23 protein-coding genes are annotated in these 23,480 nt (G+C 64.1%); 16 read left to right on the top strand and 7 right to left on the bottom strand.

The features are described 5' to 3' along the window. Positions 1–6 precede the first annotated feature (6 nt). Positions 7–591, bottom strand: a complete 585-nt coding sequence (locus tag BZG29_RS15395; protein WP_077404482.1) for a TetR/AcrR family transcriptional regulator — start codon at positions 589–591, stop codon at positions 7–9. A 93-nt stretch (positions 592–684) separates the two neighbouring features. Between BZG29_RS15395 and BZG29_RS15390 the strand changes: the two genes are divergently transcribed. Continuing rightward, complete coding sequence (locus tag BZG29_RS15390; protein ID WP_077404479.1) at positions 685–1,083, top strand: nuclear transport factor 2 family protein; 399 nt, start codon at positions 685–687, stop codon at positions 1,081–1,083. A gap of 164 nt (positions 1,084–1,247) precedes the next feature. Further along, positions 1,248–1,676, top strand: a complete 429-nt coding sequence (locus tag BZG29_RS15385; protein ID WP_077404476.1) for a DUF2061 domain-containing protein — start codon at positions 1,248–1,250, stop codon at positions 1,674–1,676. A 121-nt stretch (positions 1,677–1,797) separates the two neighbouring features. Here BZG29_RS15385 and BZG29_RS15380 read toward each other — a convergent pair whose 3' ends face one another. After that, positions 1,798–3,237 carry an amidase gene (locus BZG29_RS15380; RefSeq protein WP_077404473.1) on the bottom strand — a complete coding sequence of 480 codons (1,440 nt, stop codon included), beginning with the start codon at positions 3,235–3,237 and terminating at the stop codon, positions 1,798–1,800. A gap of 101 nt (positions 3,238–3,338) precedes the next feature. Here BZG29_RS15380 and BZG29_RS15375 point away from each other — a divergent pair, with 101 nt between their 5' ends. The 3 genes from BZG29_RS15375 (at position 3,339) to BZG29_RS15365 (ending at position 7,839) form a co-directional block, all read left to right on the top strand. Beyond that, complete coding sequence (locus BZG29_RS15375) at positions 3,339–4,262, top strand: LysR family transcriptional regulator (RefSeq protein WP_077404470.1); 924 nt, start codon at positions 3,339–3,341, stop codon at positions 4,260–4,262. Between the two features lie 189 nt (positions 4,263–4,451). Further along, positions 4,452–6,455 carry a c-type cytochrome gene (locus BZG29_RS15370; RefSeq protein WP_253192902.1) on the top strand — a complete coding sequence of 668 codons (2,004 nt, stop codon included), beginning with the start codon at positions 4,452–4,454 and terminating at the stop codon, positions 6,453–6,455. A gap of 82 nt (positions 6,456–6,537) precedes the next feature. Next, positions 6,538–7,839: an NRAMP family divalent metal transporter gene (locus BZG29_RS15365; RefSeq protein WP_077404463.1), complete on the top strand. Its 1,302-nt coding sequence runs from the start codon at positions 6,538–6,540 to the stop codon at positions 7,837–7,839. 6 nt (positions 7,840–7,845) lie between these two features. Here the strand turns inward: BZG29_RS15365 and BZG29_RS15360 are convergent, their stop codons facing one another. After that, a complete protein-coding gene (locus tag BZG29_RS15360) occupies positions 7,846–8,637 on the bottom strand; it encodes an SDR family oxidoreductase (RefSeq protein ID WP_077404460.1) in 792 nt (263 codons plus the stop codon). 72 nt (positions 8,638–8,709) lie between these two features. On the opposite strand from BZG29_RS15360, the gene BZG29_RS15355 reads away from it, so the two are divergent. From BZG29_RS15355 to BZG29_RS15325, 7 genes are all read left to right on the top strand, one after another. Beyond that, positions 8,710–9,102: a MerR family transcriptional regulator gene (locus BZG29_RS15355; RefSeq protein WP_077404457.1), complete on the top strand. Its 393-nt coding sequence runs from the start codon at positions 8,710–8,712 to the stop codon at positions 9,100–9,102. A gap of 3 nt (positions 9,103–9,105) precedes the next feature. Further along, complete coding sequence (locus BZG29_RS15350) at positions 9,106–9,756, top strand: SMI1/KNR4 family protein (RefSeq protein ID WP_077404454.1); 651 nt, start codon at positions 9,106–9,108, stop codon at positions 9,754–9,756. Between the two features lie 100 nt (positions 9,757–9,856). Beyond that, complete coding sequence (locus tag BZG29_RS15345) at positions 9,857–10,408, top strand: DUF4142 domain-containing protein (RefSeq protein WP_077404451.1); 552 nt, start codon at positions 9,857–9,859, stop codon at positions 10,406–10,408. A gap of 113 nt (positions 10,409–10,521) precedes the next feature. After that, a complete protein-coding gene (locus BZG29_RS15340; RefSeq protein WP_077404448.1) occupies positions 10,522–10,908 on the top strand; it encodes a hypothetical protein in 387 nt (128 codons plus the stop codon). Between the two features lie 28 nt (positions 10,909–10,936). Then, on the top strand, positions 10,937–11,353 hold the full coding sequence (locus tag BZG29_RS15335) for a hypothetical protein (protein WP_077404445.1): 417 nt from the start codon (positions 10,937–10,939) through the stop codon (positions 11,351–11,353). Positions 11,354–11,593: 240 nt separating this feature from the next. Continuing rightward, positions 11,594–12,061: a cache domain-containing protein gene (locus BZG29_RS15330; RefSeq protein WP_077404442.1), complete on the top strand. Its 468-nt coding sequence runs from the start codon at positions 11,594–11,596 to the stop codon at positions 12,059–12,061. A gap of 60 nt (positions 12,062–12,121) precedes the next feature. Further along, positions 12,122–13,672 carry a methyl-accepting chemotaxis protein gene (locus BZG29_RS15325; protein ID WP_253192589.1) on the top strand — a complete coding sequence of 517 codons (1,551 nt, stop codon included), beginning with the start codon at positions 12,122–12,124 and terminating at the stop codon, positions 13,670–13,672. On the opposite strand, the gene BZG29_RS15320 is transcribed toward BZG29_RS15325, so the two are convergent. Both BZG29_RS15320 and cadR read right to left on the bottom strand, forming a co-directional pair. After that, a complete protein-coding gene (locus BZG29_RS15320; RefSeq protein WP_077404436.1) occupies positions 13,669–14,751 on the bottom strand; it encodes a hypothetical protein in 1,083 nt (360 codons plus the stop codon). The genes BZG29_RS15325 and BZG29_RS15320 overlap by 4 nt on opposite strands. Positions 14,752–14,763: 12 nt before the next feature. Then, the gene (gene cadR / locus BZG29_RS15315) at positions 14,764–15,195 is read right to left on the bottom strand and encodes a Cd(II)/Pb(II)-responsive transcriptional regulator (protein WP_034787498.1); all 432 of its coding nucleotides are present in this window, start codon (positions 15,193–15,195) and stop codon (positions 14,764–14,766) included. Positions 15,196–15,295: 100 nt separating this feature from the next. Here cadR and BZG29_RS15310 point away from each other — a divergent pair, with 100 nt between their 5' ends. The 3 genes from BZG29_RS15310 to BZG29_RS15300 all read left to right on the top strand — a co-directional run bounded on the left by BZG29_RS15310 (position 15,296) and on the right by BZG29_RS15300 (position 20,286). After that, positions 15,296–17,581: a heavy metal translocating P-type ATPase gene (locus tag BZG29_RS15310; protein ID WP_077404433.1), complete on the top strand. Its 2,286-nt coding sequence runs from the start codon at positions 15,296–15,298 to the stop codon at positions 17,579–17,581. A gap of 85 nt (positions 17,582–17,666) precedes the next feature. Further along, positions 17,667–19,109, top strand: a complete 1,443-nt coding sequence (locus BZG29_RS15305) for an alpha/beta fold hydrolase (protein WP_077404430.1) — start codon at positions 17,667–17,669, stop codon at positions 19,107–19,109. A gap of 118 nt (positions 19,110–19,227) precedes the next feature. Then, the gene (locus BZG29_RS15300; protein WP_077404427.1) at positions 19,228–20,286 is read left to right on the top strand and encodes an alpha/beta hydrolase; all 1,059 of its coding nucleotides are present in this window, start codon (positions 19,228–19,230) and stop codon (positions 20,284–20,286) included. A 4-nt stretch (positions 20,287–20,290) separates the two neighbouring features. Here BZG29_RS15300 and BZG29_RS15295 read toward each other — a convergent pair whose 3' ends face one another. Both BZG29_RS15295 and BZG29_RS15290 read right to left on the bottom strand, forming a co-directional pair. Next, positions 20,291–21,769 carry an MFS transporter gene (locus BZG29_RS15295; protein WP_290440891.1) on the bottom strand — a complete coding sequence of 493 codons (1,479 nt, stop codon included), beginning with the start codon at positions 21,767–21,769 and terminating at the stop codon, positions 20,291–20,293. Positions 21,770–21,897: 128 nt separating this feature from the next. Beyond that, positions 21,898–22,482, bottom strand: a complete 585-nt coding sequence (locus BZG29_RS15290; RefSeq protein ID WP_171985026.1) for a GNAT family N-acetyltransferase — start codon at positions 22,480–22,482, stop codon at positions 21,898–21,900. Positions 22,483–22,579: 97 nt separating this feature from the next. Between BZG29_RS15290 and BZG29_RS15285 the strand changes: the two genes are divergently transcribed. Next, positions 22,580–23,461, top strand: coding sequence for a LysR family transcriptional regulator (locus tag BZG29_RS15285; protein WP_070288548.1), 882 nt, complete (start codon positions 22,580–22,582; stop codon positions 23,459–23,461). The last annotated feature ends 19 nt before the right edge of the window (positions 23,462–23,480 follow it).

The following is a 23,480-nucleotide window of genomic DNA, read 5'->3' as shown; positions in this document are numbered from 1 at the left end:
TGCCGCTTACATGCGCAGCAGCGCCGCGCCCAGCACGCGCATGTGCAGCGCCACGCCCTGCCGCAACGCCTCCCCTCCCCCTTGCGCATGCTTGATGCCATCCATGCTGGCCACCAGCAAGCCGGCCACCTGCGCGGCAGTCGCGTCCACCCGGCGCAGCGCGATATCGCCCGCCGTTTCGGCCTGCTCCAGCGCGCCAGCCAGCGACGCCACCAAGGTTGCCCGCGCCGTCAAGGTGATGTCGGCGGCCAGGGTGATATTGGCATCGAACAATTCCTGCCCATGGGCGCTGGCGGAAATTTCCGCCATCAAGCCTTGCTGGAATGCCAGCAGCGCCGTTTCGATGCGCGTAAAGACGGGGCCGGGTTCGGCCAGCGCCGCCGCCACCTGCGCCATGACTGTGGCATGGGCCCGTTCGGAGCCGGCGCGGAATACATCTTCCTTGTTCTTGAAGTGCAGGTACAGCGCGGCGCGCGACATATCGGCCGCCTGCGCGATGTCCAGCATGGATGTCTTGCGGTAGCCATAGCGGCAAAACACGGCCAGGGCCGCGTCGAGTATGCGCTGGGTCTTGAGGGTGTGGGGTGACATGCTGGCATATTGACATTATATACATATAGTGTCAATATGGCTTTTGGACAAATTGCGTCAAAGTGTCAATTCCCCACAGCGAAGGATGGAATCATGCAAGAACAGCACCCTGGCTCCGAGGCGGCCATGCAGGAACAATTGCGCGACATCGAACGCGGCCGCCTGCGCGCGCTGGTCGACGGCGACGTGGCGCTGGCGCGCACCCTGCACGCCGACGATTTTCAGCTGGTCACGCCCATCGGCAGCCTGCTGTCGCGGGAGGAATACCTGGGCGCCATCGCGGCGGGCCGCATGCGCTATCTGAGCTGGGAACCGGGCGAGATCGCCGTGCGCGTGCATGGCGATGCGGCCGTGCTGCGCTATCAGGCCCAGCTTGAAATCAACTTCGGTGGCCAGGCCGTGCCCCGCGCGCGCTACTGGCATATCGATAGCTATGAGCGGCACGCTGGGCGCTGGCAAGCCGTGTGGTCGCAGGCGACGGCGATACGCTGACGGCCATGGCGGCTGCGGGAGGTGTGCGCGGCAGGGGCAATTGATATTTCTCAAACCATAGCCTCAATCTATGGGTTCGGTTGAAATATTTTACTTCCTTTTGTAAATGAGAATCGTTACTATCTAAATCAAGGATAAGCGAATTCAACAGAAAGGAGCATCCCTTGTTCACAGCCATCAAAACATTCAGCCAGGTTTGCACGCATATGTCGATCGCCTTCGGCCTCGCCTACTTGCTGACGGGGTCCCTGGCGCTCGGTGGCTTAGCCGCGATCATCGAACCGATCATCAACGTGGCCCTGTTGCCGTGGCATGAAAAAGCCTGGCACGCGATTCGCCGCCGATATGCCGCAAGCCGCCTGGGCTTTGCCGCCCTGGCCGGCGAAAAACTGAGCCAGACGACCCTGCACATGGGCGTGGCCTTCGGCGTCATGTACTGGGCCACGGGTTCCATGGCCTTCGGCGGCTTGCTGGCCGTGGTCGAGCCGATCTGCAACGTGATCGTCCTGCCCTTCCACGACCGGCTGTGGGAGCGACTTCGTTTCCGCATGGAAGGCCGGGGCACGGCGCAGCTGGCTACGATGCCCAGCTGATACTTTTCACCCAAGTACAAGGACTGGGGTCGGACCCGGCGGGTCCGACCCCGGATTTTTGCCGCTGGGTGCAAACCGTGAAGTGACATGCATCATTTGCCGGACCCGCCCATAGCCCTTGCTACACCTTGCCCGCCCACACAGGCGGACGCCGCTGCCCCCACGGCGCCGCCCGTTCCAGCTGGCCCGCCAGGCGCAGCAAGGTTCCATCGTTTCCATACCCGGCCATGAACTGCATGCCGATCGGCAAGCCATCAATGGACATGCCCAGCGGCACGGACATGGCCGGCAAGCCCGCCACGTTGGCCAGCGGCGTGTACGGCGAATGCTCGAACAGGCGCGCCGTCCAGCCCAACCCATCGAGCTGCTCCTCCTTCTCTCCATAGCGCCCCAGCGGCCACGGCATATCCGGCAAGGTGGGCGTGAGCAGCACGTCGTACCGGCCGAACAAGGCGCCCGCGTGGCGCGTGACCGTGTTGCGCACGTCGAGGGCGGCGACGACATCGACGGCCGACACCGTCTGCCCGTACCGGTAGCAGGCCAAAGTGGACGGTTCCAGCGTATCGAGCGACACGCCGCGCCCGCTTTCCCGCGCCAGGCCATCGATCCACGGCACGAGGTTGGCGCACCAGATGCCGGCATTCGCGTGCACGAACGCTTGCCACGACACGCCCAGCGCGGGCGGCACTTCTTCCACGTGGTGGCCCAGGCTTTCCAGCAGGCGCACGGTGTCTTGCAGCGCGGCATCGACGGCAGGCATGGGCCGGGCGCCATTGCAGGCCATGCGCTGCATAGCGATGCGCAGCCGTCCCGGTTCCTGGCTGACCTGCGACAGCCAGCTCTGTCCGGGCGCAGAGGTCAAATATGGCTCGCCCGGCATGATTCCCTGCACGCAATCGAGCAAGGCGGCGCTGTCGCGCACGCTGCGGCTCACGCCCAGCTGCACGCCCAGGCCGCTGAAGATTTCGTCCATGGCGGGGCCGTTCGACACCCGGCCACGGCTCGGTTTCAGGCCGAACAGGCCCGTCGATGCGGCCGGCACGCGGATGGAGCCGGCCGCATCCGTCGCATGGGCCAGCGGCACGATGCCGGCCGCCACGGCCGCCGCCGCGCCGCCGCTGGAGCCGCCCGCGCTCAGGTTGACGTTCCAGGGATTGCGCGTGGCGCCATATAAGAACGGTTCGGTGGTGGTGGCAAACGCCATTTCCGGCGTGCTGGTGCGGCCGAACGTCGCCAGGCCGGCTGCGCGAAACTGCGTCATCAGGTGCGAATCGAACGGGGCGACATGGCCGGCGCCCAGGCGGCTGCCCGCTTCGCTGCGCCGGCCCGCCATCGTGACGGCCACATCCTTGATCAGGAAGGGCACGCCGGCGAACGGTGCCGCGTGGTCGATGGCAGTCAAATCGGCCGGCCACAGCTCGACCACGGCATTGATCAGCGGGTTGACGGCAGCGCAGGCGCGCTGGGCCACGTCCTGCAATTCGGCGGCCGAGACGCTGCCCTCGCGCAGCAGCTGGGCCAGTCCCAGACCATCAAAGCTTGTATATTCATGGAGTTGCATCGGTTAGTTCCTGTAATGAATGAAGAGTGGATGTCACAGGAACTACTCTAGGGCTTGCGCTATCATAGTGGAAATGAATAGTTAATATACAAGGTATAGTCATGGACAATTTACGCAAGCTGGACCTGAACCTGCTGCTGACCCTGAACGCCCTGCTGATCGAGCGCAACGTCACGCGGGCGGCGGCGCGACTGCACCTGAGCCAGCCGTCCGTCAGCGTGCAGCTGGGCAAGCTGCGCGCGGCCTTCGACGATCCGCTATTGCTGCCCGGTCCGCGCGGCATGCTGCCCACGGCGCGGGCGCTGGCCCTGTTCGCGCCGCTGCAAGCCGTGCTGGCCCAACTGGAGCAAGTATTGCAGCCGGAACAGGCGTTCGACCCGGCAACGGCCGAAGTGCGCTGGAATTTGGCGGCGGCCGACGCCACCGAGTATGCGATCCTGTTGCCCATGCTGCCCGCCTTGCGCGCGCAAGCGCCCCTGTCGCGCATGGCCGTGTTCGAAGCCGTGCCGGCGCGCATGGCGCACGACCTGGAAAGCGGCCAGGTCGACCTGGGCTTTTTGGCGCAGGAAGAAGCGCCGCCCGGCTTGCGCCACCGTACCCTGTTTACCGAGCACTATGTGCTGGCGGGCCGGCGCGACCACCCGCTGCTGCAGGCGCCGCCCGACCTCGACCAGTTTTGCGCGCTGGAATTCATCGTCGTCTCGCCCAACGGCGGCGGCTTCCGCAGCAACGTCGATACGGCACTGGAAAAGCTGGGGCGCACGCGCAAGGTGGTGCTGTCCGTGCCGCATTTCCTCATCGTGCCGCCTTTGCTGGAAGCGTCCGACATGGTGGCCTTGCTGCCGTCGCGCCTGCTGAAGAATGCGCTGGACGCGCTGCGCACGTGGGAGCCGCCCGTCGCCCTGCCCGACTACGAAATGGCCATGGTCTGGCACGAGCGCATGCACCTGGACCCGGCGCACCGCTGGCTGCGCGAGCGCATCATGGCCAGCTTGCAGGCGCCCCTACACGATTTTCCAGCGTAAAACACTAGGGAAGATTACCTAGTTGTTCGAAAGAAATTCCCAATTTTCGCCGTGGTGACGAATGCGTAAGCTTGCGCGGAATAATAAAGGGTCACCATGAACGCCATTTCCATCCTGCACCGCGGTTCGCGCCGCCCTCCCGCTTTTTCCGTTTCGATCGCTGCCTGGCTGGTGGCAATGCTCCTGGGCATGCTGGCCTTCAATGCCAGTGCCAGGGCCGCGACCGCCAACATGCCTGCGGCCTCGGCCGAACTGATCAAGCGCGGCGAGTATGTCGCCCGCCTGGGCGACTGCGTGGCTTGCCACACGAGCCCGAACGGCGCCGCCATGGCCGGCGGCCTGGAATTGAAAACGCCGTTCGGCACCATCTACAGCACGAATATCACGCCGGATGCGAAGACGGGCCTGGGCACGTACACCTTCGCGCAATTCGACCGCGCCATGCGCAAGGGCGTGGCAGCGGACGGGCACAATCTGTATCCGGCCATGCCCTACCCTTCCTACGCGAAGATCACGCCCGACGACATGCAGGCCCTGTACGCGTATTTGCAGCGGGGCGTGGCGCCCGTGGCGCAGCAAAACCGCGAAACGGACATGAAATGGCCGTTCAGCATGCGCTGGGGCTTGTCGCTGTGGAACGCCGTCTTCCTCGACGACGCGCCATTCAAGCCCGACAGTGCCAAGTCGGCCATGTGGAACCGGGGCAGCTATCTGGCCCAGGGGCTCGGCCATTGCGGCTCTTGCCACACGCCGCGCGGCGTGGCTTTCCAGGAAAAAACCATGGGCCAGGACGGCAGCAGCGGCAAGCATTATCTGTCCGGCTTCACCTTCGACGGCTGGCATGCCGTCAATTTGCGCAGTCTGTGGACGCCGGCCGACATCGTGCAATTGCTGAAAACGGGCCGCAACAGCTTCGGCACGGCGGCCGGCAGCATGACGGAAGTCATCACGCACAGCACGCAATACTTCACGGACGGCGACCTCGATGCGCTGGCGCACTACCTGCACGGCTTGCCGGCCAAGCCGGGCGCGCCAGTGCCGCAGAGCAAACCGGCGCCCGCTGTCGCGGCCAGCAACGACGCGCTGTACAACACGCGTGGCGGCCTCGGCTACCTGCAGTTTTGCGCCACCTGCCACCGCCGCGACGGCCGCGGCGTGGAAAACATCTTCCCGCCGCTGGCGCAGAACGACTCGGTGCAGTCGAAGGACGCCACCTCCGTCATCCATATCGCATTGACCGGCTGGCAGTCGGCCGTCACGCAGCACTCGCCCCGCTCGTTCGGCATGCCCGCGTATGACCGCCTGTCCGACACGGAACTGGCGGAAATCCTCACCTTTGTGCGCGGCAAGTGGGGCAACCACGGCGCGCCCGTGACGCCCGCGCAGATCGCCAAGGTGCGCAAGGAGCTCAAGCTCAAGGCGCCGGACGCGGGCGGCTTCGTCACACCCCGTTTCGCCGCCCTGACGGCCGATCCGAACGCCAATCAATTGATTCACGGCATGCAGCTGATGACGGAAACGCGCGCCCGCCTGCCGCAAAACGTGGGCAACGACCTCAATTGCAGCAGCTGCCACCTGAATGGCGGCACGGTGGCGAACGGTTCGCCCTTTCTCGGCATTTCCGCCTTCTTCCCCTCGGAAGCGCCGCGCGCCGGCAAGGTCATCAGCCTGGGCGAGCGCATCAACGGCTGCTTCCGCCGCTCCATGCACGGCAAGCCGCTGCCCGTGGACGGCCCCGACCTGCAAGCGATGGTCGCCTACATCGACTGGATGAAGGGCGCCACGCAGGCGGGCGACAAGGTGGCGGGACGCGGTGTGGCGAAGATAGACCGCACCCTGCTGCCAGACCCCGTGCATGGCAAAAAAGTGTATGCGGAGCAATGCGCCGTCTGCCATGGCGCGAATGGCGAAGGCATCCGTGGCGCCAACGGCGTCGTCGCCTTCCCGCCGCTGTGGGGCGAGCGCTCGTTCAATATCGGCGCCGGCATGGCGCGCACCTACACGGCGGCCGGCTTCGTCAAGGCCAATATGGTGATGGGCCACGGCCAGAAATTCCCGTTGGGGCAAGGCAACCTGTCCGACCAGGACGCCGTCGACGTGGCCGAATATTTTACGCACATGCCGCGTCCGGACTTCCCCGACAAGGTCAAGGATTGGCCGAATGGCGGCAAGCCCAAGGATGCGCGCTACTGAGACGCGTGTTTCCCGGGCGGCGCCCCTTCTGGCCGCCGCCCGCCTGTGATACGCTGCTCGCTCCACCACACAGGAGCCACGCATGCAGATTGACAGCGGCCGCGCGGACGCCGCCCGCCAGCAGGCGGCCCCTTCCGACACCTGGCTGGGCAAGCTGGGGCCCGGCCTGATCACGGGCGCGGCCGATGACGATCCCAGCGGCATCGCCACGTATTCGCAGGCGGGCGCCCAGTTCGGCTTCGGCATGCTGTGGACCGTGTGCCTGACGTTTCCCCTGATGCTCGGTATCCAGGTCATCAGCGCCAAGATCGGCCGGGTCAGCGGGCATGGGCTGGCGACGAATATCCGCCGCCATTATCCGAAATCCTTGCTGTACGCCATCGTCAGCTTGCTGCTGCTGGCCAATGTCATCAATATCGCCGCCGACGTGGCCGCCATGGGCGATGCCTTGACCCTGATCATCGGCGGCCCCACGCACCTGTACGCTGTGGCTTTCGGGCTGCTGTCCCTGCTGCTGCAAGTGTTTATTCCCTACCAACAATATGTACGCATCCTGAAATGGCTGACCCTGGGCTTGCTGGCCTATGTGGCCACCGTGCTGACCGTGCACATTCCCTGGGGCGAAGTGGCGCTGCGCACCGTCTGGCCCCAGTTCGCCTGGTCGGCCGCGTCGGTGACCATGATCGTGGCCGTGTTCGGCACGACGATCAGCCCGTACTTGTTCTTTTGGCAGGCGTCGCAGGAAGTGGAAGACTTGCAGGCAGATGCCGGCGCGCAAGCCCTGCGCCGGGCGCCGGAACAGGCGCCGCGGCAATTCCAGCGCATCAAGATGGACACGGCCATCGGCATGGGCTTTTCCAACCTGGTGGCCTTCTTCATCATGCTGACGACGGCCGTGACCCTGGGCGCGCAAGGCATCACGCATATCGACACGTCGGCGCAGGCCGCGTCCGCCCTGCGCCCGATTGCGGGCGAGTTCGCCTTCGCTCTGTTCAGCCTGGGCATCATCGGCACGGGCTTGCTGGCCATTCCCGTGCTGGCCGGCTCGGCCGCCTACGCCATGGCGGGCGCCTTCCACTGGAAAAACAGCCTGGAACTGGCGCCCAGGGCCGCCAAGAAGTTCTACGGCATCATCGTCACGGCCACCGTGATCGGCGCCGCCCTGTGCTTTTCGCCGCTCGACCCCATCAAGGCCCTGTACTGGAGCGCCGTCATCAACGGCGTCATTTCCGTGCCCATCATGGCCCTGATGATGGTGATGGCCTCGCGCCCCGCCATCATGGGCACCTTGACCATTTCGCGCCGCCTGCGGGCGCTGGGATGGCTGTCGACCATCGTCATGGCAACGGCCGTGCTGGCCATGTTCGTCACCATGGCGTTTTGATGCGCATCAAGTCCGTGGCTTGAGCATGCCTTCCACGATGCCCAGCACGGTCTGGCGGGGCAGCAGGCGCGGCAGCCAGGCCAGCAGGCGGTTCGGCCTGCCCGCCACGTGGCTGCTGCGGCCCCGGTCCAGCGCGCGCAGCGCCTCATCGACGACCGTTTGAGGATCCATGCGCTTGCCCACGGCCGCCTCGGGCGCGGCCACCACGTCGAAGAAGGCCGTGTCCGTGGCGCCCGGGCACAGGGCCAGCACGCGCACGCCGCGGCTGCGGTTTTCCGCCCACAGCGCTTCCGAAAACGACAGCACGAACGCCTTGCTGGCGCCGTAGACCGCCATGTAGGGATCGGGCTGCAGCGCCGCCGTGGACGCCACGTTGATGACGGCGCCCCGCTTTTGCGCCAGCATGTGCGGCAAGGCGCAGTGCGTCAGTTCCATCAGGGCCGTGCAATTGACGGTCACTTCGGCCGCCTGGCGCGCGAGAGGGATGGTCTCGAACCTGCCATGCGTGGCGAAACCCGCGTTATTGATCAGCACGTCGGGCGGCATGCCCAGCGCGCAAGCCTGTGCATGGGCTTGCGCGGCGGCGCCAGGCAGGCTCAGGTCCGCCACCAGCGCCTGGGCGCGGATGCCGTGGCGCTTGGCAAGGTCGGCGGCCAGCGTCTCGAGCACGGCGCCGGAGCGGGCCAGCAGCAGCAAATGCGCGCCGCGCGCGGCCAGGGTTTCCGCAAAGACGCGGCCGATGCCGGACGAGGCGCCCGTGATCAGCACGGTCTGCTTGGTGTAGTCGTATGGGAGCATGGTAAAAGTGTCGTAGTTGAAAGTGTTTTTACTGTAAACTGTGGTCTTTAGTCCACGGTCAATAGAAAAACCATGCGTATCGGAGAAATCACCCGCCTGACGGGCGTCAGCAAGGACACGGTGCGCTTCTACGAGCGCCAGGGGCTGCTGGACGAAGCGCCGCAGCCGGGCATGACGAACAACTATAAGGAGTACTCGGCGCAAGCGTTGCGGCGCATCGAGCTGATCGGCCACGCCAAGGCGCTGGGCTTTACCTTGAAGGAAATCGCCGAAGTCATTGCTGTATGGCAGGAAAACGCGCTCGATGCGCAGACCAAACGGGCCATGCTGGAAACGAAGATCGCGCAGATCGATGACAAGGCCCGCTCGATGGCCGTGCTGCGGGCCGGCCTCGTCGATGCGCTGGCCAAGGTGGAGACGGGCTGCGACGATGGCGTGGCGGCCGCAAGAAAATTACAAGGATAATCCATGACCTATTACACGCAGTACCGCCACCTGGCGCTCGAGGGCGCCAAGCCTGCCCCCACGGTGCAGCAGATCGCCGCCATCGAAACCCTGCTGGAAGCACCGTTGCCGCCCGCCTTCCTGGCGTTCTTGCGCGTCGCCAACGGCGCCTGGTTCGATTACACGTGCGATGTGCCGGACGGCAATGGCGGTGTGGAAAAAATGGGCTTCAATACCTTTTTCAGTGCCGACGAAGGCGATTTCTGCGATGAAACCCTCGTGGGCGAGATCCGCGCTGCGCGCAAACATGCGGACATGCCGGTGCGCATCCTGCCGTTCGCCCGCGATGGCGGCAATTCCATGGTCTACCTGGACTTGACGGAAGAAGGCGGTGGCCGGGTGCTGGCCTATGTGCAGGAATTGCCGGAGTGGACGGGCAAGCGCGCCCACGGCCTGATGGAGCTGGCGCCCTCGTTCGACGCCTGGCTGGACAGCCTGTATATCGACCGCGACACGGTGCTGGAGGAACTCGAACACAGCGTGTCGGAACCCTCGCACCTGGACGCGATGGCGCAGTGGCTCGATATCGGCATGCCCGCCTGGCGCCGCGATGCGGGCATCGCCGCTTTGTTTGCTATTAAACAAGTCGAACTGTGCGCTAACGAACAGGACTAGTCCTACGGGCATGGCCGCGCCTGTCCTATGGGTGTGCGCAGGCTGAGGGATTAACATTGTCATCAGCTTGCATAAAACGCCACATTTGAAAGGATTTCCCATGCCTATCTCCACTACCAGTTCCCGTACCCCTTCCCTGAAAAGCGTGGCCATCGGCGCCGCCGTGGCGCTGTTGAGCGGCATCGCCATCAACAGCATCGCCGCCGCCGCGCCCGGTGCGTACGACAAGCGATTCCTCAGCAAGGCCGCCGACGCGGGCAGCACGGAAATTGCCGCCAGCAAAGTCGCGCAAAGCAAGAGCAGCAATGCGGAAGTGAAGAAATTCGCCGATGCCATGGTCACCGATCACACAAAAGTGGCGGACGAGCTGAAACAACTGGCCAGCAGCAAGCAGATCGAGGTCAGCGACCAGCCCGGCGCGAAACACAAGGCGCAGCTCGACCGGCTGGGCCGCCTGGAAGGCCAGACCTTCGACAGGGAATATGCGGCCAGCATCGGCGTGGCGGCGCACAAGGAAGCCGTGAAACTGTTTACGGACGCCAGCCAGAAGGCCAGCGATCCCGACATCAAGGCCTTTGCCGCGAAAACCTTGCCGGTGTTACAACATCACCTGGAGATGGCGAACGCCCTGCAGGCGGCATTGACGAAATAGACGGCCATACCCGGCAATAAACGCATAAATGCTTGCCGTACGTGCTGTACAGCAAGTATTTATGCTCTTGACATACAATGCGGCAACTTCGTTTTCGGCCATGCCATGACCTCATGCAGCTACTCAAGAAAACCGGCTTGATCGCCGCCGCCCTCCTGTTCGCCATTTTGCTGGCAGCCTGGCTATTCATCAAGGTGAGCGCGGCGCGCAATGCCGCCGTGTATGCCCAGGAATGGAATGACCAGGGCACGTGCGTGATCAAGACCTATGTGCCCCACTACGGCGACGGCGTGCCGAACAACATCGTGCGCGCCCTCAGTACTTCCACTTTCTTCCGCGTCTATCACAAGGATGGCACCTTGCTGGAAAGCACCGAATGGGTGCTGGACATGCATGAAGACGGCATTCTCGACCATGCGCGCTGGGGCCAGAACCAGACCCGCGCCATCTACCCGACGGACATGGGCGACGAAGGCTGGACCTTGCCCGAATGCGCGTAAACATTTAGCAATCAAACGAAAGACTCCCATGCTGCGAGGCCCCTGGAGCGACGCTCCCTATCTTCCCACGCTCCACTATTTCCTCGGCCCCTTCGACGTGTATGACCGCGAAGAAACCCTGGGCGTGGAGCTGGATGCCTGGGACATGAACGACCCGCTCCAGCGCGCGGCCCTGATACGGCGCGACATCACCTCGCAATACAAGGAACTCAGCTACCGTCACCGCCATGCGCTGGTGGCCGTGCTGGCGCAGGCGCTGCAAGACCCCGCCTACGATTTCCAGGCCATCCTCGAGCACGACCCCGAAAGCACGCACGCCCTGCCCGCCATGTGGGATGAAATGGCCGATCCGCGCGCCTTTTTCGCCGATATCTACCGTTTGGTGACGCAGGATTGGCGCGATGACCTGGCGCGCGCGGCGGCGGAAGACCCGGCCAGCTGGTAACGCGGCGCACGCGCCACACTATCGACACGATAGGCTGCGCCCTCCTTTCCCCTATGAAATATCCATTGCGGCAATGTGCACGCGTCGTTGCAAAAACGCCCGTCTGAAAAAATATCTGTTGCACCAGCGCATGCCCACTGGCATCGCGCTACCATGAGCCGTCGGCACTTCGATAGGCGCCGCCTTACCGCGCCGGTTCCCCCGCCGGCTTTCCCCTGCCGCACTGTGAAGGAGATTCTCATGCCCAAGTTCGCCCCTGCCGTTTGCCTGTCGCTCTTGCTTGCCGCCGCTGCGCTGCCCGGTGTGGCCAGCGCTGCCGAAGGCGGCGCCACGCGCGCCGATGCCGAAGCCATGGTCAAGAAAGGCGTGGCCTACATCAAGAGCGCCGGCGACGCCAAGGCGTATGGAGAGATCACGGCCAAGTCGCCGCAATTCATCCTGCACGACCTGTACCTGGTCGTGTATAAGCTCGACGGCACGGTTGTCGCGCATGGCGCCAACCCGAAAATGGTGGGCAAGAACTTGATCGAATTGAAAGATATCGATGGCAAGGCCTTCGTCAAGGAACGAGTCGACCTGGCCAAGAGCAAGGGCACGTTCTGGCAGGAATACAAATTCACGAATCCGGAAACCAAGAAGATCGAGCCGAAGGTGATGTATTGCGAGAAACTCTCCGAGACCGTCGTCTGCGGCGGCATCTACCTGTAGCCAGCCGCCGCGCCGCCAGCGCCGGGATGGTTTTCCCCTCTCTTGACGATATGGGTTCCGATGAAAATCGCACAGAAGATGTTGATCGTCCCGGTGGTCGCGCTGGCTTGCCTGCTGGCCATGGGTGCCTTGTCCTATTTCGCCATGCAGCAAAACGAAAGCCGCATGCGCGACCTGAAAGACGTCACTCTGACGGCCGAGCGGCTTGCCAACCAGCAAGCTATTGCCCTGGGCCAAGTCCACGCCGACGTGTATGCGAAGATCGCCATCGCGGCCAGCCTGTCGGATGAGCAGTTCAAGCAATTCGGCGCGCAAACGGATGGCCAGCTGAACGCCATCGCGCAAGGCTTGAAGCAATTGCAGACATTCTCGGGCGCCGCCACGGAAGCGGGCCAGGCGCTGCCGGGTGTCGAACGCTACCGTGCCAGCGTGGCGCAGGCGCTGGACCTGGCGTCGATGGACCCGAATACGGGCGTGGCGGCGATGCAAAATGCCGCCACGCACTACCAGCAAGTGCGCGGGCAGTTGCGCCAGGTGCTGCAGAATCTCGACCACCGCACCGTCGACGCGCTGCAGGAGACAAAAAATGCGGGCCAGCGCGCCGGCTGGCTGTCGCTGGGCACCATGGCCATCGGCTTTGCCTTGCTGGCCCTGATCGCCACCTGGGTGGCCCGTTCCGTGGTGCGCCCCATCGACGAGGCTTGCCGCGCCGCCGAATCGCTGGCCGCCGGCGACTTGACCACGCGTATCGACGCCCGGGGCGACGACGAGGTAGGCAAGCTGGCGCGGGCCCTGGCCACCGTGCTGAAAAACTGGAACACTTTATTGGGCGACATACGCCAGGCGGGCTCCACCATCACGGTGGAAGCGAGTGAAATTGCGCTCGGCAATGCGGACTTGTCGGCCCGTACGGAGTCGCAAGCCCATTCCTTGCAGGAAACGGCCTCGTCCATGCATGCCCTGACCGATACCGTGAGGGAAAACGCCAGCCATGCGCACCAGGCCAACCAGATGGTGTTGTCGACCTCGAACGTGGCGCTGGAAGGCGGGCGCGTCGTGGGTCAGGTGGTCGAGACGATGGGCTCGATCAAGGCCAGTTCCGGGCGCATCGTCGACATCATCGCCGTCATCGACGGCATTGCCTTCCAGACCAATATCCTCGCCTTGAACGCGGCCGTGGAAGCGGCGCGCGCGGGCGAACAGGGACGCGGCTTTGCCGTCGTCGCCACGGAAGTGCGGGGCCTGGCGCAGCGCTCGGCCACGGCGGCGCGCGAAATCAAGCAGCTGATCGAGGATTCCGTTGCCAGGATAGAAACGGGCAGCGAGCTGGCCGACAGCGCCGGGCGCACCATGGGAGATATTGTCGCTTCCGTCCAGCAAGTGACGGAAATCATGAACGACATCACGGCGGCCAGCCAGCGCCAGAGCAAGGGCATCGAGGAAGTCAACAATGCCATCACGGAAATGGACGAATTGACCCAGCGCAATGCCGCCCTCGTCGAACAGTCGGCCGCCGCCGCGCAAAGCATGCAGGACCAGGCGCATGATTTATTGCGCGTGGTCGACGCCTTCCGCCTGGGCGACGGCGGCCCGCCGCTGCTGCCCCGTTAGTGACGTTGCGGCAACGCGGCCTTGGCGCAGGCCAGCATTTTATTGCCCGCTTCGGCCAGTGCCGTATCCGATTCCGCCTGCAAGACCCTGCCCCTGCTGTTCTGGTCATCGTAACTGCCCAGCATGGCCGCATACAGCGAGGCCTGGTCCTGCATGCGCCAGGTGGCGCTGCGGGAATTGCCGGGCGCCGCCGGCATACTGGCGCTGAAGTAGCTATACAGGCCGCCCACCTGCTTCTTGTGCAGCCATTCCATCAATTGCACGATGCGGTACTGTTCCAGTAGGCTCAGCTCGCTGACATTCACGCTGGACAAGGTGTAATACAGTTCCAGCCGGGCCATCCAGTTGCCCTTTTCACCGGCTGCCACCAGCGCATCCCAGGCGGGACCGGAGCGTACGCTGCGCACGGCGCGCGGCGCGCCTATCCAGGCGTCAACAGCGGCCTGGTTCGGCACAGGGCCATACTCAGCGGGCGCGCGGCAGACGAACTGGCGCGCATCTGGCCCGCCATCCTTGAGCGCGTTGCTAATCTGCGCGGCTACCTTGTCGCCGATGCGCAGCAGGCGCGTGCCATAACTCTCTATTGTCCAGTTCGACGGTACGCGCCCCAGCCAGGCCAGCGCATCGTCGTTGGCGCGGGCGGCCACCGCATAGGCGGCGATCCTGGCCTGCATCTTGACTTCCTTCTGCTGCTCCGCCAGCTTGAGCGCCTCTTGCTCCTCGTCATAGCGGCTCGTGGTCTTGGCCAGCTTGACGCAGTCCAGGAAAGCCTCCGGCGCACCCTGCCAGCACCGGGCCGGTACCTTCAGCTGCCAGCGCATGCTGACGGTTTTCAAGATATAGTTTTCTTCGCCCTCTTCCCCTTTGAGATAGGCGCGGCCGTCCGCCTTGGTCACGCCTTTTGTCAGCTGCTTGCCGCCCACCGTGCTCCAGGTGTACGGGTCATCGTCTTGCGGCACGCCGGGGGCGGCGTACAAGGTCAGGTAGTGGCCGGCGGCGGCCGGCGCATCAGCCGCATGGCAAAGCGGCGACAGCAGGGACAAGGCGAGGAAAGTTTTTTTAGGCAACAGTTTCAGCATGTAGCAATCGGTTCAATGAAGTTCGGTATGGCAGGCGCAGTCGTGACCGCTGGCCGCCTCGGACAGGTTTTGCAAAATCGCGCAGTCTTGCGACGGCTGCGGCTGGTCGCACTGGTGGCGCAGGGTCACCAGCTGCTGCTGCAAGGTTTGCAGGTTCGCCATCTGTTCGGCGATGCGCAGAATATGGTGGTCGAGCAATTCATTGACGCTCTGGCAACCTTCGGCCGGGTTGTTCTTAAATTCCAGCAAGGCGCGGATATCCGTCAAGCCGATCTGCAGAGAGCGGCAATGGCGGATGAATTGCAGCCGTTCCTGGTGTTCTTCCCGGTACTCGCGGTAGCCGGCGCTGTTGCGCCCCGGTTCCTGCAGCAAGCCCGCCTTTTCATAGTAACGCACGGTTTCCACGTCACAATCTGTCCGTTTGGCCAATTCTCCGATACGCATGGCATCCCCTTTTTTCATTCCAACTTGCAAATTCCGCTTGACCCTGTAGCGGCTACAGGGTTTCTAATGGAAGCATACACGAAACCGGAAGGACGATGCGATGCCGCACGATAGCCACGATCATACCCACGAGCACGAGCACAAGCACGACCATGAGCATGAGCATGCACCCAAGGCGGCCAGCTGCTGTTCCAGCCAGCATGCGTGCTCGTCCACGCCTGCCGCCGCGTCCGGCCCTGCGCTGCCCAGCGCCGCCATCGCCGGCGCCAACACGGCCAAATACCGCATCGCCAACATGGATTGCCCCACGGAAGAACGCTTGATCCGCAACAAGCTGGCCACCATGGCCGGCGTCGTGGGCCTCGATTTCAACCTGATGAACCGCGTGCTCGACGTGCACCACACCCTGACCTCGCTGGCCACGGTGGAAGCGGCCCTGCACGGCATCGGCATGCAGGCGATCCCGATGGAAGCGGACGCTGCCGTCGCGCGCGACCCGAACGAAGGCAATCTGTCCGGCATGCAAAAGGGCTTGCTGGTCGTTTCCGGCCTGGCCGCGTTTGGTGCCGAAGCGCTGGCGTGGACCACGCACGCAGACAGTTCGCCCCTCGTCATCGCCCTGGCCCTGCTGTCGATCGCCACGGGCGGCTGGCCGACCCTGAAAAAGGGCTGGATCGCGCTGAAAACCTTCACCCTGAACATCAATTTCCTGATGAGCCTGGCGGTTTTCGGCGCCATCGCCATCGGCCAGTGGCCGGAAGCGGCCATGGTCATCTTCCTGTTCGCCATCGCCGAGCTGATCGAGGGCCTGTCCCTGAACCGCGCGCGCAATGCCGTGCACAGCCTGATGCAGCTGGCGCCCGACACGGCGACTGTGGCCGACGCCAGCGGCGCCTGGAGCCAGGTGAACGTGGCCACGGTGGCCATCGGCGCGACCATGCGCGTGAAACCGGGCGAACGCATCGCCCTCGACGGCATCGTGCAAAACGGCGAATCGTCCGTCAACCAGGCGCCGATCACCGGTGAAAGCATGCCGGTGGACAAGACCGTGGGCGACGTCGTGTATGCGGGCACCATCAATGAACGGGGCTTGCTCGACGTTACCGTCACGGCCAACAGCGGCAACAGCACGCTGGCGAAAATCGTCAAGGTGATCGAGGAAACCCAGGGGAAACAGGCGCCCACGCAGCGCTTTGTCGACAACTTCGCCCGCTATTACACGCCGGCCGTCGTCGTGTTCGCCATCCTCGTGGCCGTGCTGCCGCCTTTGCTGCTGGGCCAGCCCTTCATGGCCTGGATCTACAAGGCCTTGGTCATGCTGGTGATCGCCTGCCCGTGCGCGCTCGTCATTTCCACGCCCGTCACCGTCGTCAGCGGCCTGACGGCGGCCGCGCGGCGCGGCATTTTAGTAAAAGGCGGGCAATTCCTGGAAACGGGTTATCGGATCAAGGCCATCGCCGTCGACAAGACGGGCACCTTGACCATGGGCAAACCGGCCGTCACGGACGTGGTGGCATTGGCGGGCAGCGACCGCGACGCCATCCTGCTGCTGGCCGCCAGCCTGGACGCCAATTCCGCCCACCCGCTGGCCGCCGCCATCGTCAAGGCGGGCCCGCCCGCGAGCAGCCACTTGCCCGTCACCCAGTTTGCCGCCCTGCATGGGCGCGGCGTGCAAGGAACGATCGATGGCCATACATACTATCTGGGCAATGCGCGCCTGATGACGGAATTGAATGTCCTGACGCCGGCACTGCAAGCGATTTTGGCGCGGCTGGAACAGCAAGCCTACACGGCCATGGTGCTGGCCACCCCGGCAGGTGCGCTGGGCGTGATCGCCGTGGCCGACGTGCTGCGCCCGACGGCGGCGTCCGCCATTGCCCGCCTGAATGCGCTGGGCGTGACGACCGTGATGCTGACGGGAGACAATTTACTGACGGCGCAGCGCATCGGCGATGAAGTCGGTGTCAGCCTGGTCAAGGCGGAATTGCTGCCAGAAAATAAACTCGATGAAATCAAGGCCTTGCAGCAGCAGTTCGGCGTGGTGGCCATGCTGGGCGATGGCGTCAACGACGCCCCGGCCCTGGCGCAGGCGGACATCGGCTTTGCCATGGGCGCGGCGGGCAGCGATACGGCCATCGAAACGGCGGACGTGGCCCTGATGGACGATGAATTGGGCAAGTTGCCTGAATTCATCAGCCTGAGCCAGCGCACGCGCAGCATCCTCGTGCAAAACATCAGCTTTGCCATCGGCATCAAGGCCGTGTTCTTCGGTCTGGCGCTGGCCGGCATGGCGACCCTGTGGATGGCCGTGTTCGCCGACGTGGGCGCCAGCCTGCTGGTGGTGGCCAACGGGCTGCGCTTGTTGCGTAATAACAAGCAGGCATAGTCCCGCGCAGAAATATTTCCATCTGGACAATTGCTGTAAAAAACGCTACTTTGGCGCTTGATCTCCACCTTCGCCAAAGTAGCCGATGACCTTCCTGCCCCGCCTGACCCTGCTGGCCACTTTGCTGGCTGGCACCTCCCTGCATGCCGAACCGATGTACTTTACCCCCTGCTCCGATACGGCCATGCCCGGCAGCCTGTGCTCGGGTTTGAACGTGCCCGGCAGCTACGATGCCCAGGGCCGCGGCATCGGTGATCCGGACGCCATGCACGTCTTCGTGCGCAAGATTGCGGCCGACGTGCCTGCCGGCAAGCCCGCCAAGGGCACGCTGTGGCTGGTGGCGGGCGGCCCCGGCGAATCGGGCGCCTCGTTCTACAGCTTGCTGCCCACCTTGCGCCGCAGCTTTCCCGGCTTTGAATTCCTCATCCCCGACCATCGCGGCACCGGCCATTCGTCGCGCCTGTGCAAGGTGGAGGAATCGGAACAAAGTCCCGGCGGCCGCGCGCTGGCCGGTGCCGAATGGGCCAGCTGCTTCAAGGGCATCAATCTGATGCCGGAATACGCGGCGCAGTTTTCCATCACGATGGCCGCACGCGACCTGCAAGCCTTGATCGAGGGCGAACGGAGCAAGCGCAAGCAGCCGCCCGTGTATGTATACAGTGTGTCGTACGGCACGCAGCTGGTCTTGCGCACCCTGCAGCTGGGGCCGCTGCCCGTCCAGGGCGTCATTTTCGATTCGCTGGTGCCGCCGCAGACGGATGCGCGCTGGGACTTGAGCCAGCGCTCGCACGTGGTCAACCAGGTCGGCATGCAGGTGCTGGCCCGCTGCGACGCGGATGCGGCTTGCCATGCGGCATTGGGTGAGCCGGCCGCCACCTTGTACCGCCGCGTGCTGGACAAGGCGCAAGCCGATCCCGCGCTGCTGGCGAAGATCCCCGGCAAGAACCTGAAGCACTTCCTCGGCGGCATGCTCGACGTGCCGGCCGCCCGCGCCCGCATCCCCTACCTGCTGCGCGAGCTGGACCAGGGCAAGGATGGGGAGCTGGCGTCCGTGCGCGCCACGTTGACGCAGGCGGCGGCCGGGCTGGGCAGCTATCCCCAGTCGCCGCTGTCGATTCCGCTGGTCAGCATCATCAGCAATTCGGAAAACACTCTGCAGCCATCGTTGCGCCCCAACTGGACGGCTGCCGACCTCGACCGTGAAGAGGCGGACTTGCTGTTGACCAGTCCCCTGCCCCGCATCCTGCTGGGCGGCGGCTTACCCACCTACCCGCGCGACGCCTATTTCGGCGCCTTGCCGGCAAAGGTGCCGCCCACTTTGGTACTGCAGGGCACGCTGGACCCGAAGACGCCCTACGCGGGCGCGCAGGCGCAAGTGCAGGCCTTGACGCAACACAAGGCCGGCAAGGCAGCCCTGTCCACCGTGCACAACGCCCCGCATTTCATCCTGTGGACGGCGCCAGCCTGTTTTGAGCAAGCCAGCACCCGCTTTATTGCCGGCAAAGCGGCACAGGATTGCACATTGTAAGTATTAAACTCCAAGGCAAGGTCTGGGGTCGGCCCCTCAGGGTCCGACCCCAGTTTCTGCTTTCGGGTTGAACGTTTTCCCGATGCATCGTCGTTATGGAACATTCTGTCAGGATAATATGCGCAAAATCTGTTCAGTACTTTCACTACTGTCCTGCCTGGGGCTTGTCCAGGCAGCCGAACCCGCTTTTTCCGCCGGCACCATCTGCGCCTCGCCTGCGCAAGCCGTGCGCGAACAGGGCTATGTGCCGATCAACGGCATCGGGCAATGGATCACGATCACGGGCGCCGCCTGCGGCAATCACGTGATCCTGTTCATCCATGGCGGCCCCGGCAATGCCTTGAGTCCGTTTGCGGACGCCATCTATGCGGGCTGGGAACGCCACTACACGCTGGTGCAATGGGACCAGCGCGGCGCGGGCATGACCTACTCGAAACAGCGCCCGACGGAAGATATCCCCTTGACGCTGGAACAGATGCGCGACGACGGCATCGCCGTGGCCCGCTATCTGCAGCAGCACCTGGGCAAGGACAAGGTCATTTTGATGGGCAGTTCCTGGGGTTCGATCCTGGGCGTGCACATGGCCAAGGCGCAGCCGGACCTGTTCCACGCGTATATCGGCACGGCGCAAGTGGTCAATGCGCGCGACAACGAAACCGGCATGTACCGGGAAGTGCTTGCGCTGGCGCAAGCGGCCGGCGATACCGCCACGGTGGACAAGCTGGCGGCGCTCGGTGCGCCGCCATGGACCGATCCGCGCAACTTCGGCATCCTGCGCCGCTTCGACCGCAAATATGAGGGATTGGCAACGGATGCGCCGCCCAAGCACTGGTGGCAGCCGGCGCCGTTCTATGCCACGCCGCAAGCGCTGGCCGATGCCGAGGCGGCCGATGACTACTCGTACATCCAGTTCATCGGCATGCGCGGCGACGGCATGTTTGCCAAGGTCGACCTGCCCGCGCTGGGCACGCGCTTCGACTTGCCCGTGTTTTTCATCATGGGCGAAGCGGACTTGCTGACCTCGCCCGTCATCGCGCGCACGTATTTCGACAGCATCACGGCGCCCTACAAGAGCTTTACCCTGGTAAAACGGGCCGGCCACGACCCCAACCAGGCCGTGCAAGACGCCCAATGGACGGTCTTGCGCGACCAGGTGGCGCCGCTGCTCAGTCGTTGAGCACTTAAACCGCGCGGCGCGCCCGCAGATGCAGGTGGCGGATGGTAGCGGCGGCCGCCATCAGGATGGCGGATGCCGTTGCCAGCACGACAATAAATGCCTTGTCGAAGGCCGAGCGGGCCAGTTCCGATACTTGCAGGCCCAGTTCGGCCGGTAACTGTTCTGCGGCCAGCAGCGCCGCGTCGAGGGTGTCGTGGGCGTTCGGCAGCAGGCCCGCGCTTTCCGGGATCACCAGCGTGGCGCTGTAGACGGCCGACAAAATCGTGCCCAGCACGGTCACGCCGATCACGGCGCCCAGTTCATACGACACTTCCTCGATCGAGGCGGCCATGCCGGCCTGTTGCGGCGCCACGTTCAGCATCACGGCGCTGGACGCGGCCGTCATGACGGCGCCCAGGCCCAGGCCCAGAATTACCAGGCTGGCCACCTGGGCCGAGACGGCGGCGTCATGCAGCAGCAGATACGATGCCATGCCGATACCGGACAGCAGCAGCGAACCCCACAAGACCTTGGCCTTGTCGGCGCGCGGCAGCATGAAACCCGTCAGCGGTCCGGCAAACACGGACGCCAGCGGCAGCGGCAACAGCAGCAAGCCCGCTTCCAGCGGCGACAATTCACGCACCAGCTGCATGTGCTGGCTCAGCGCCAGTTCCATGCCGATCAGGGCGGCGGACGCCACCATGGCGGCGGCCACGGCGCTGGAAAACGGCAGTTCGCGGAACAGGGCGAAGTCGATCAGCGGCCTGGCTTGCCGCTTCTGGCGGCGCACGAATTTCAGCATGAAGAAGGCGCCCACGGCGAAAGCAAAGGCGGCCAGCGCATACGACGGCTGCGGCTTGCCCAGTTCCTTGATCGCATACACGCCGCCAAGCAGACCCATCATGATTTGCAGCGAACCCTTCAAGTCCCACGGCTTGTCGCGGTTACCGGCCCGTTTCGGCAGGACGACGGTGGCCAGCACCAGGGTCAGCAGGACGATGGGCACGTTGATCAGGAAGACGGAACCCCACCAGTAATGTTCCATCAGGAAACCACCGAGCACGGGGCCGAACGCGGCGCCGCCGGAAGCGATGGCCGCCCACACGCCGATGGCGAACGAGCGCTCGCGGTTGTCCGTAAAGGTCAGGCGGATGATGGACAAGGTGGCCGGCATCATCAAGGCGGCACCGATGGCCAGCAGGATGCGCGAAAAAATCAACAGTTCCGGCGCGGGCGAAAACGCGGCGCACAGCGAGGCGACGCCGAACACGGCCAGACCGGCAAGGAAAACGGGTTTGTGGCTCAAGCGGTCACCGAGGGTGCCGAGGCCGGGCAACAGACCGGAGACGACCAGCGCGTACACGTTGATGATCCACAGTTTTTGCGAGGAAGTGGCCTGCAAGTCGCGCGTCAGCGCGGGCAAGGCGGTGTAGAGCACGGTCATGTCGACCACGATGAGGAACAAGGCGCTGGAGACGATGGCCAGCGTCAGCCATTTTTTCATTGGATGCATAAACAACTCATGGATTTTAGTGTAATTTTTAACAACTGTCGGTGTGGATGAATTTGGTGCTGCGCAAATATTTACGTTCCAGGCTGCCACGGGCCTGGGCTGGTCGGGGGCGGCGGGCGTCAGCCACGGTCGCCATCCTTGTCATCCACGGCGGTCGTCACTTCCGGCGCATCGAGTTCGCGCAGCATGACGACGGACACTTGCTTGAAGCCGCGTCCCTTGAAGAATTGTTGCGCCGTCAGGTTGTGCGCGCCGCATTCGAGGAACAAACGGGCGATGCCGTGGCTGCGCAATTCGCTTGCTACCCACTCCACCAGCTGGCTGCCGATGCCACTGCCGCGCACGGAGGGCAGCAAGACCAGGTCGTCCAGCGCGGCGAACGATTTCGAGGCGCGCTGGCGCGTATCGATGGAGACCAAGGCCATGCCGACGATGGCGTCGCCCAAGGCAGCCACGGCCAGCAGGGTCGAATCACCATGCGCCCAGTCATGCGACAGGGCGGCGCGGATTTCGCCACGGATGACCTCAGGCAAGTCCGCGCGCCAGTTGCCGGGCGCATCGGCGCGCTCGCCCTGCAGCTCCGAATGGGAGATATAGTCGGCGCTGACGTTATCAAGGTAGAGCTGGCACAGCGCATCTTCGGCGGTGGCGTCGTGACACCAGCTGAAGCTGATGGCGGGGTTATGGGCTTGAGCGTTTTTCATGGCGGATCTCGTGTTGTTGAAAATGTAAATGCATTTTATGTCGCCCCTGAATGGCATTCAAGTTAAAATCCATCTGTAAAACAGATAGGTGGATGCCATGCAATGGACTTTGGAACAAATGCGTTACTTTGAAGCAGCTGTCGCGGCCGGTTCTTTTTCGGGCGCGGCGCGCCGGCTGGGCCGCGCGCAATCGGTGGTCAGCACCTCGATCGGGCTGCTGGAAGCGGAATTCGGCGTGGAACTGTTCGACCGTTCGCGCCGCAGCGCCGTGCTGACGGAAGCGGGCAAAGTGATGCACCTGGAAGCGTGCGAACTGCTGCGCCAGGCCGAGCGCTTGCAGCTGCGCGCCCAGCTGCTGAGCGAGGCACCCGAGGCCCAGCTGACCCTGGCCCTGGACGAAGCCCTGCCCTACCTGGCCATCGGCACTTTGGTAAAAGAGCTGGCGGCGCGCTACCCTGCGCTGGAACTGGTGATGCTCAACGCCACGGCGTCCGAGGTGGCGCAGTACGTGGAGCAGCAGCAAGCGGACGTGGCGTTTCACTTCGACCGCGGCCCGATTTCCCCCGTGCTGGAACAGCAGCACATCGGCAGCGTGGCGCAAGGCGTGTTCGTGGCCAAAGGCCATCCGATGGCGCACGGCCAGGAAGTGAGCCGCAACGAGCTGACCCGCTACCGCCAGCTGATCATGGATTCCGAGCTCAACCGCGAACACGCCTTCAGCCCCGCCGTCTGGTTTTCCGACAGTTTTTACAGTATCGCGGAAATGGTCGCGGACGAGCTGGGCTGGGCGATCCTGCCCCTGAACATCGCCAATTACGACAATTACAAGGGCTATCTGCAGGAAGTGCCCTGCCCTGCGCTGGCCTTGTCGCGCCTGCCGGTGCGCAGGCTAGCTATTCATGGGAAAAAGCTCAGCGAGACGAGTTTGTGGCTGACGACCAGGCTGGCGGAGTTGTTGGCGGATGGGCCGCGGGGGTGAGGTCATGTAGTTAATACAG

The sequence above is a fragment of the Janthinobacterium sp. LM6 genome (assembly GCF_002002885.1).
Classification (GTDB): Bacteria; Pseudomonadota; Gammaproteobacteria; order Burkholderiales; family Burkholderiaceae_D; genus Janthinobacterium; species Janthinobacterium kumbetense.
Note: the sequence above shows the minus strand (reverse complement) of the source record. Positions and strands in the feature narration are given on the sequence as shown.

What these genes read in the sequence shown, in the direction of transcription:
- BZG29_RS15395 (WP_077404482.1), bottom strand. Translation starts at nt 591, where the DNA reads ATGTCACCCCACACCCTCAAGACCCAGCGCATACTCGACGCGGCCCTG.
- BZG29_RS15390 (WP_077404479.1), top strand. Translation starts at nt 685, where the DNA reads ATGCAAGAACAGCACCCTGGCTCCGAGGCGGCCATGCAGGAACAATTG.
- BZG29_RS15380 (WP_077404473.1), bottom strand. Translation starts at nt 3,237, where the DNA reads ATGCAACTCCATGAATATACAAGCTTTGATGGTCTGGGACTGGCCCAG.
- BZG29_RS15375 (WP_077404470.1), top strand. Translation starts at nt 3,339, where the DNA reads ATGGACAATTTACGCAAGCTGGACCTGAACCTGCTGCTGACCCTGAAC.
- BZG29_RS15370 (WP_253192902.1), top strand. Translation starts at nt 4,452, where the DNA reads ATGCTGGCCTTCAATGCCAGTGCCAGGGCCGCGACCGCCAACATGCCT.
- BZG29_RS15365 (WP_077404463.1), top strand. Translation starts at nt 6,538, where the DNA reads ATGCAGATTGACAGCGGCCGCGCGGACGCCGCCCGCCAGCAGGCGGCC.
- BZG29_RS15360 (WP_077404460.1), bottom strand. Translation starts at nt 8,637, where the DNA reads ATGCTCCCATACGACTACACCAAGCAGACCGTGCTGATCACGGGCGCC.
- BZG29_RS15355 (WP_077404457.1), top strand. Translation starts at nt 8,710, where the DNA reads ATGCGTATCGGAGAAATCACCCGCCTGACGGGCGTCAGCAAGGACACG.
- BZG29_RS15350 (WP_077404454.1), top strand. Translation starts at nt 9,106, where the DNA reads ATGACCTATTACACGCAGTACCGCCACCTGGCGCTCGAGGGCGCCAAG.
- BZG29_RS15345 (WP_077404451.1), top strand. Translation starts at nt 9,857, where the DNA reads ATGCCTATCTCCACTACCAGTTCCCGTACCCCTTCCCTGAAAAGCGTG.
- BZG29_RS15340 (WP_077404448.1), top strand. Translation starts at nt 10,522, where the DNA reads ATGCAGCTACTCAAGAAAACCGGCTTGATCGCCGCCGCCCTCCTGTTC.
- BZG29_RS15335 (WP_077404445.1), top strand. Translation starts at nt 10,937, where the DNA reads ATGCTGCGAGGCCCCTGGAGCGACGCTCCCTATCTTCCCACGCTCCAC.
- BZG29_RS15330 (WP_077404442.1), top strand. Translation starts at nt 11,594, where the DNA reads ATGCCCAAGTTCGCCCCTGCCGTTTGCCTGTCGCTCTTGCTTGCCGCC.
- BZG29_RS15325 (WP_253192589.1), top strand. Translation starts at nt 12,122, where the DNA reads ATGAAAATCGCACAGAAGATGTTGATCGTCCCGGTGGTCGCGCTGGCT.
- BZG29_RS15320 (WP_077404436.1), bottom strand. Translation starts at nt 14,751, where the DNA reads ATGCTGAAACTGTTGCCTAAAAAAACTTTCCTCGCCTTGTCCCTGCTG.
- cadR (WP_034787498.1), bottom strand. Translation starts at nt 15,195, where the DNA reads ATGCGTATCGGAGAATTGGCCAAACGGACAGATTGTGACGTGGAAACC.
- BZG29_RS15310 (WP_077404433.1), top strand. Translation starts at nt 15,296, where the DNA reads ATGCCGCACGATAGCCACGATCATACCCACGAGCACGAGCACAAGCAC.
- BZG29_RS15305 (WP_077404430.1), top strand. Translation starts at nt 17,667, where the DNA reads ATGACCTTCCTGCCCCGCCTGACCCTGCTGGCCACTTTGCTGGCTGGC.
- BZG29_RS15300 (WP_077404427.1), top strand. Translation starts at nt 19,228, where the DNA reads ATGCGCAAAATCTGTTCAGTACTTTCACTACTGTCCTGCCTGGGGCTT.
- BZG29_RS15295 (WP_290440891.1), bottom strand. Translation starts at nt 21,769, where the DNA reads ATGAAAAAATGGCTGACGCTGGCCATCGTCTCCAGCGCCTTGTTCCTC.
- BZG29_RS15290 (WP_171985026.1), bottom strand. Translation starts at nt 22,482, where the DNA reads ATGAAAAACGCTCAAGCCCATAACCCCGCCATCAGCTTCAGCTGGTGT.
- BZG29_RS15285 (WP_070288548.1), top strand. Translation starts at nt 22,580, where the DNA reads ATGCAATGGACTTTGGAACAAATGCGTTACTTTGAAGCAGCTGTCGCG.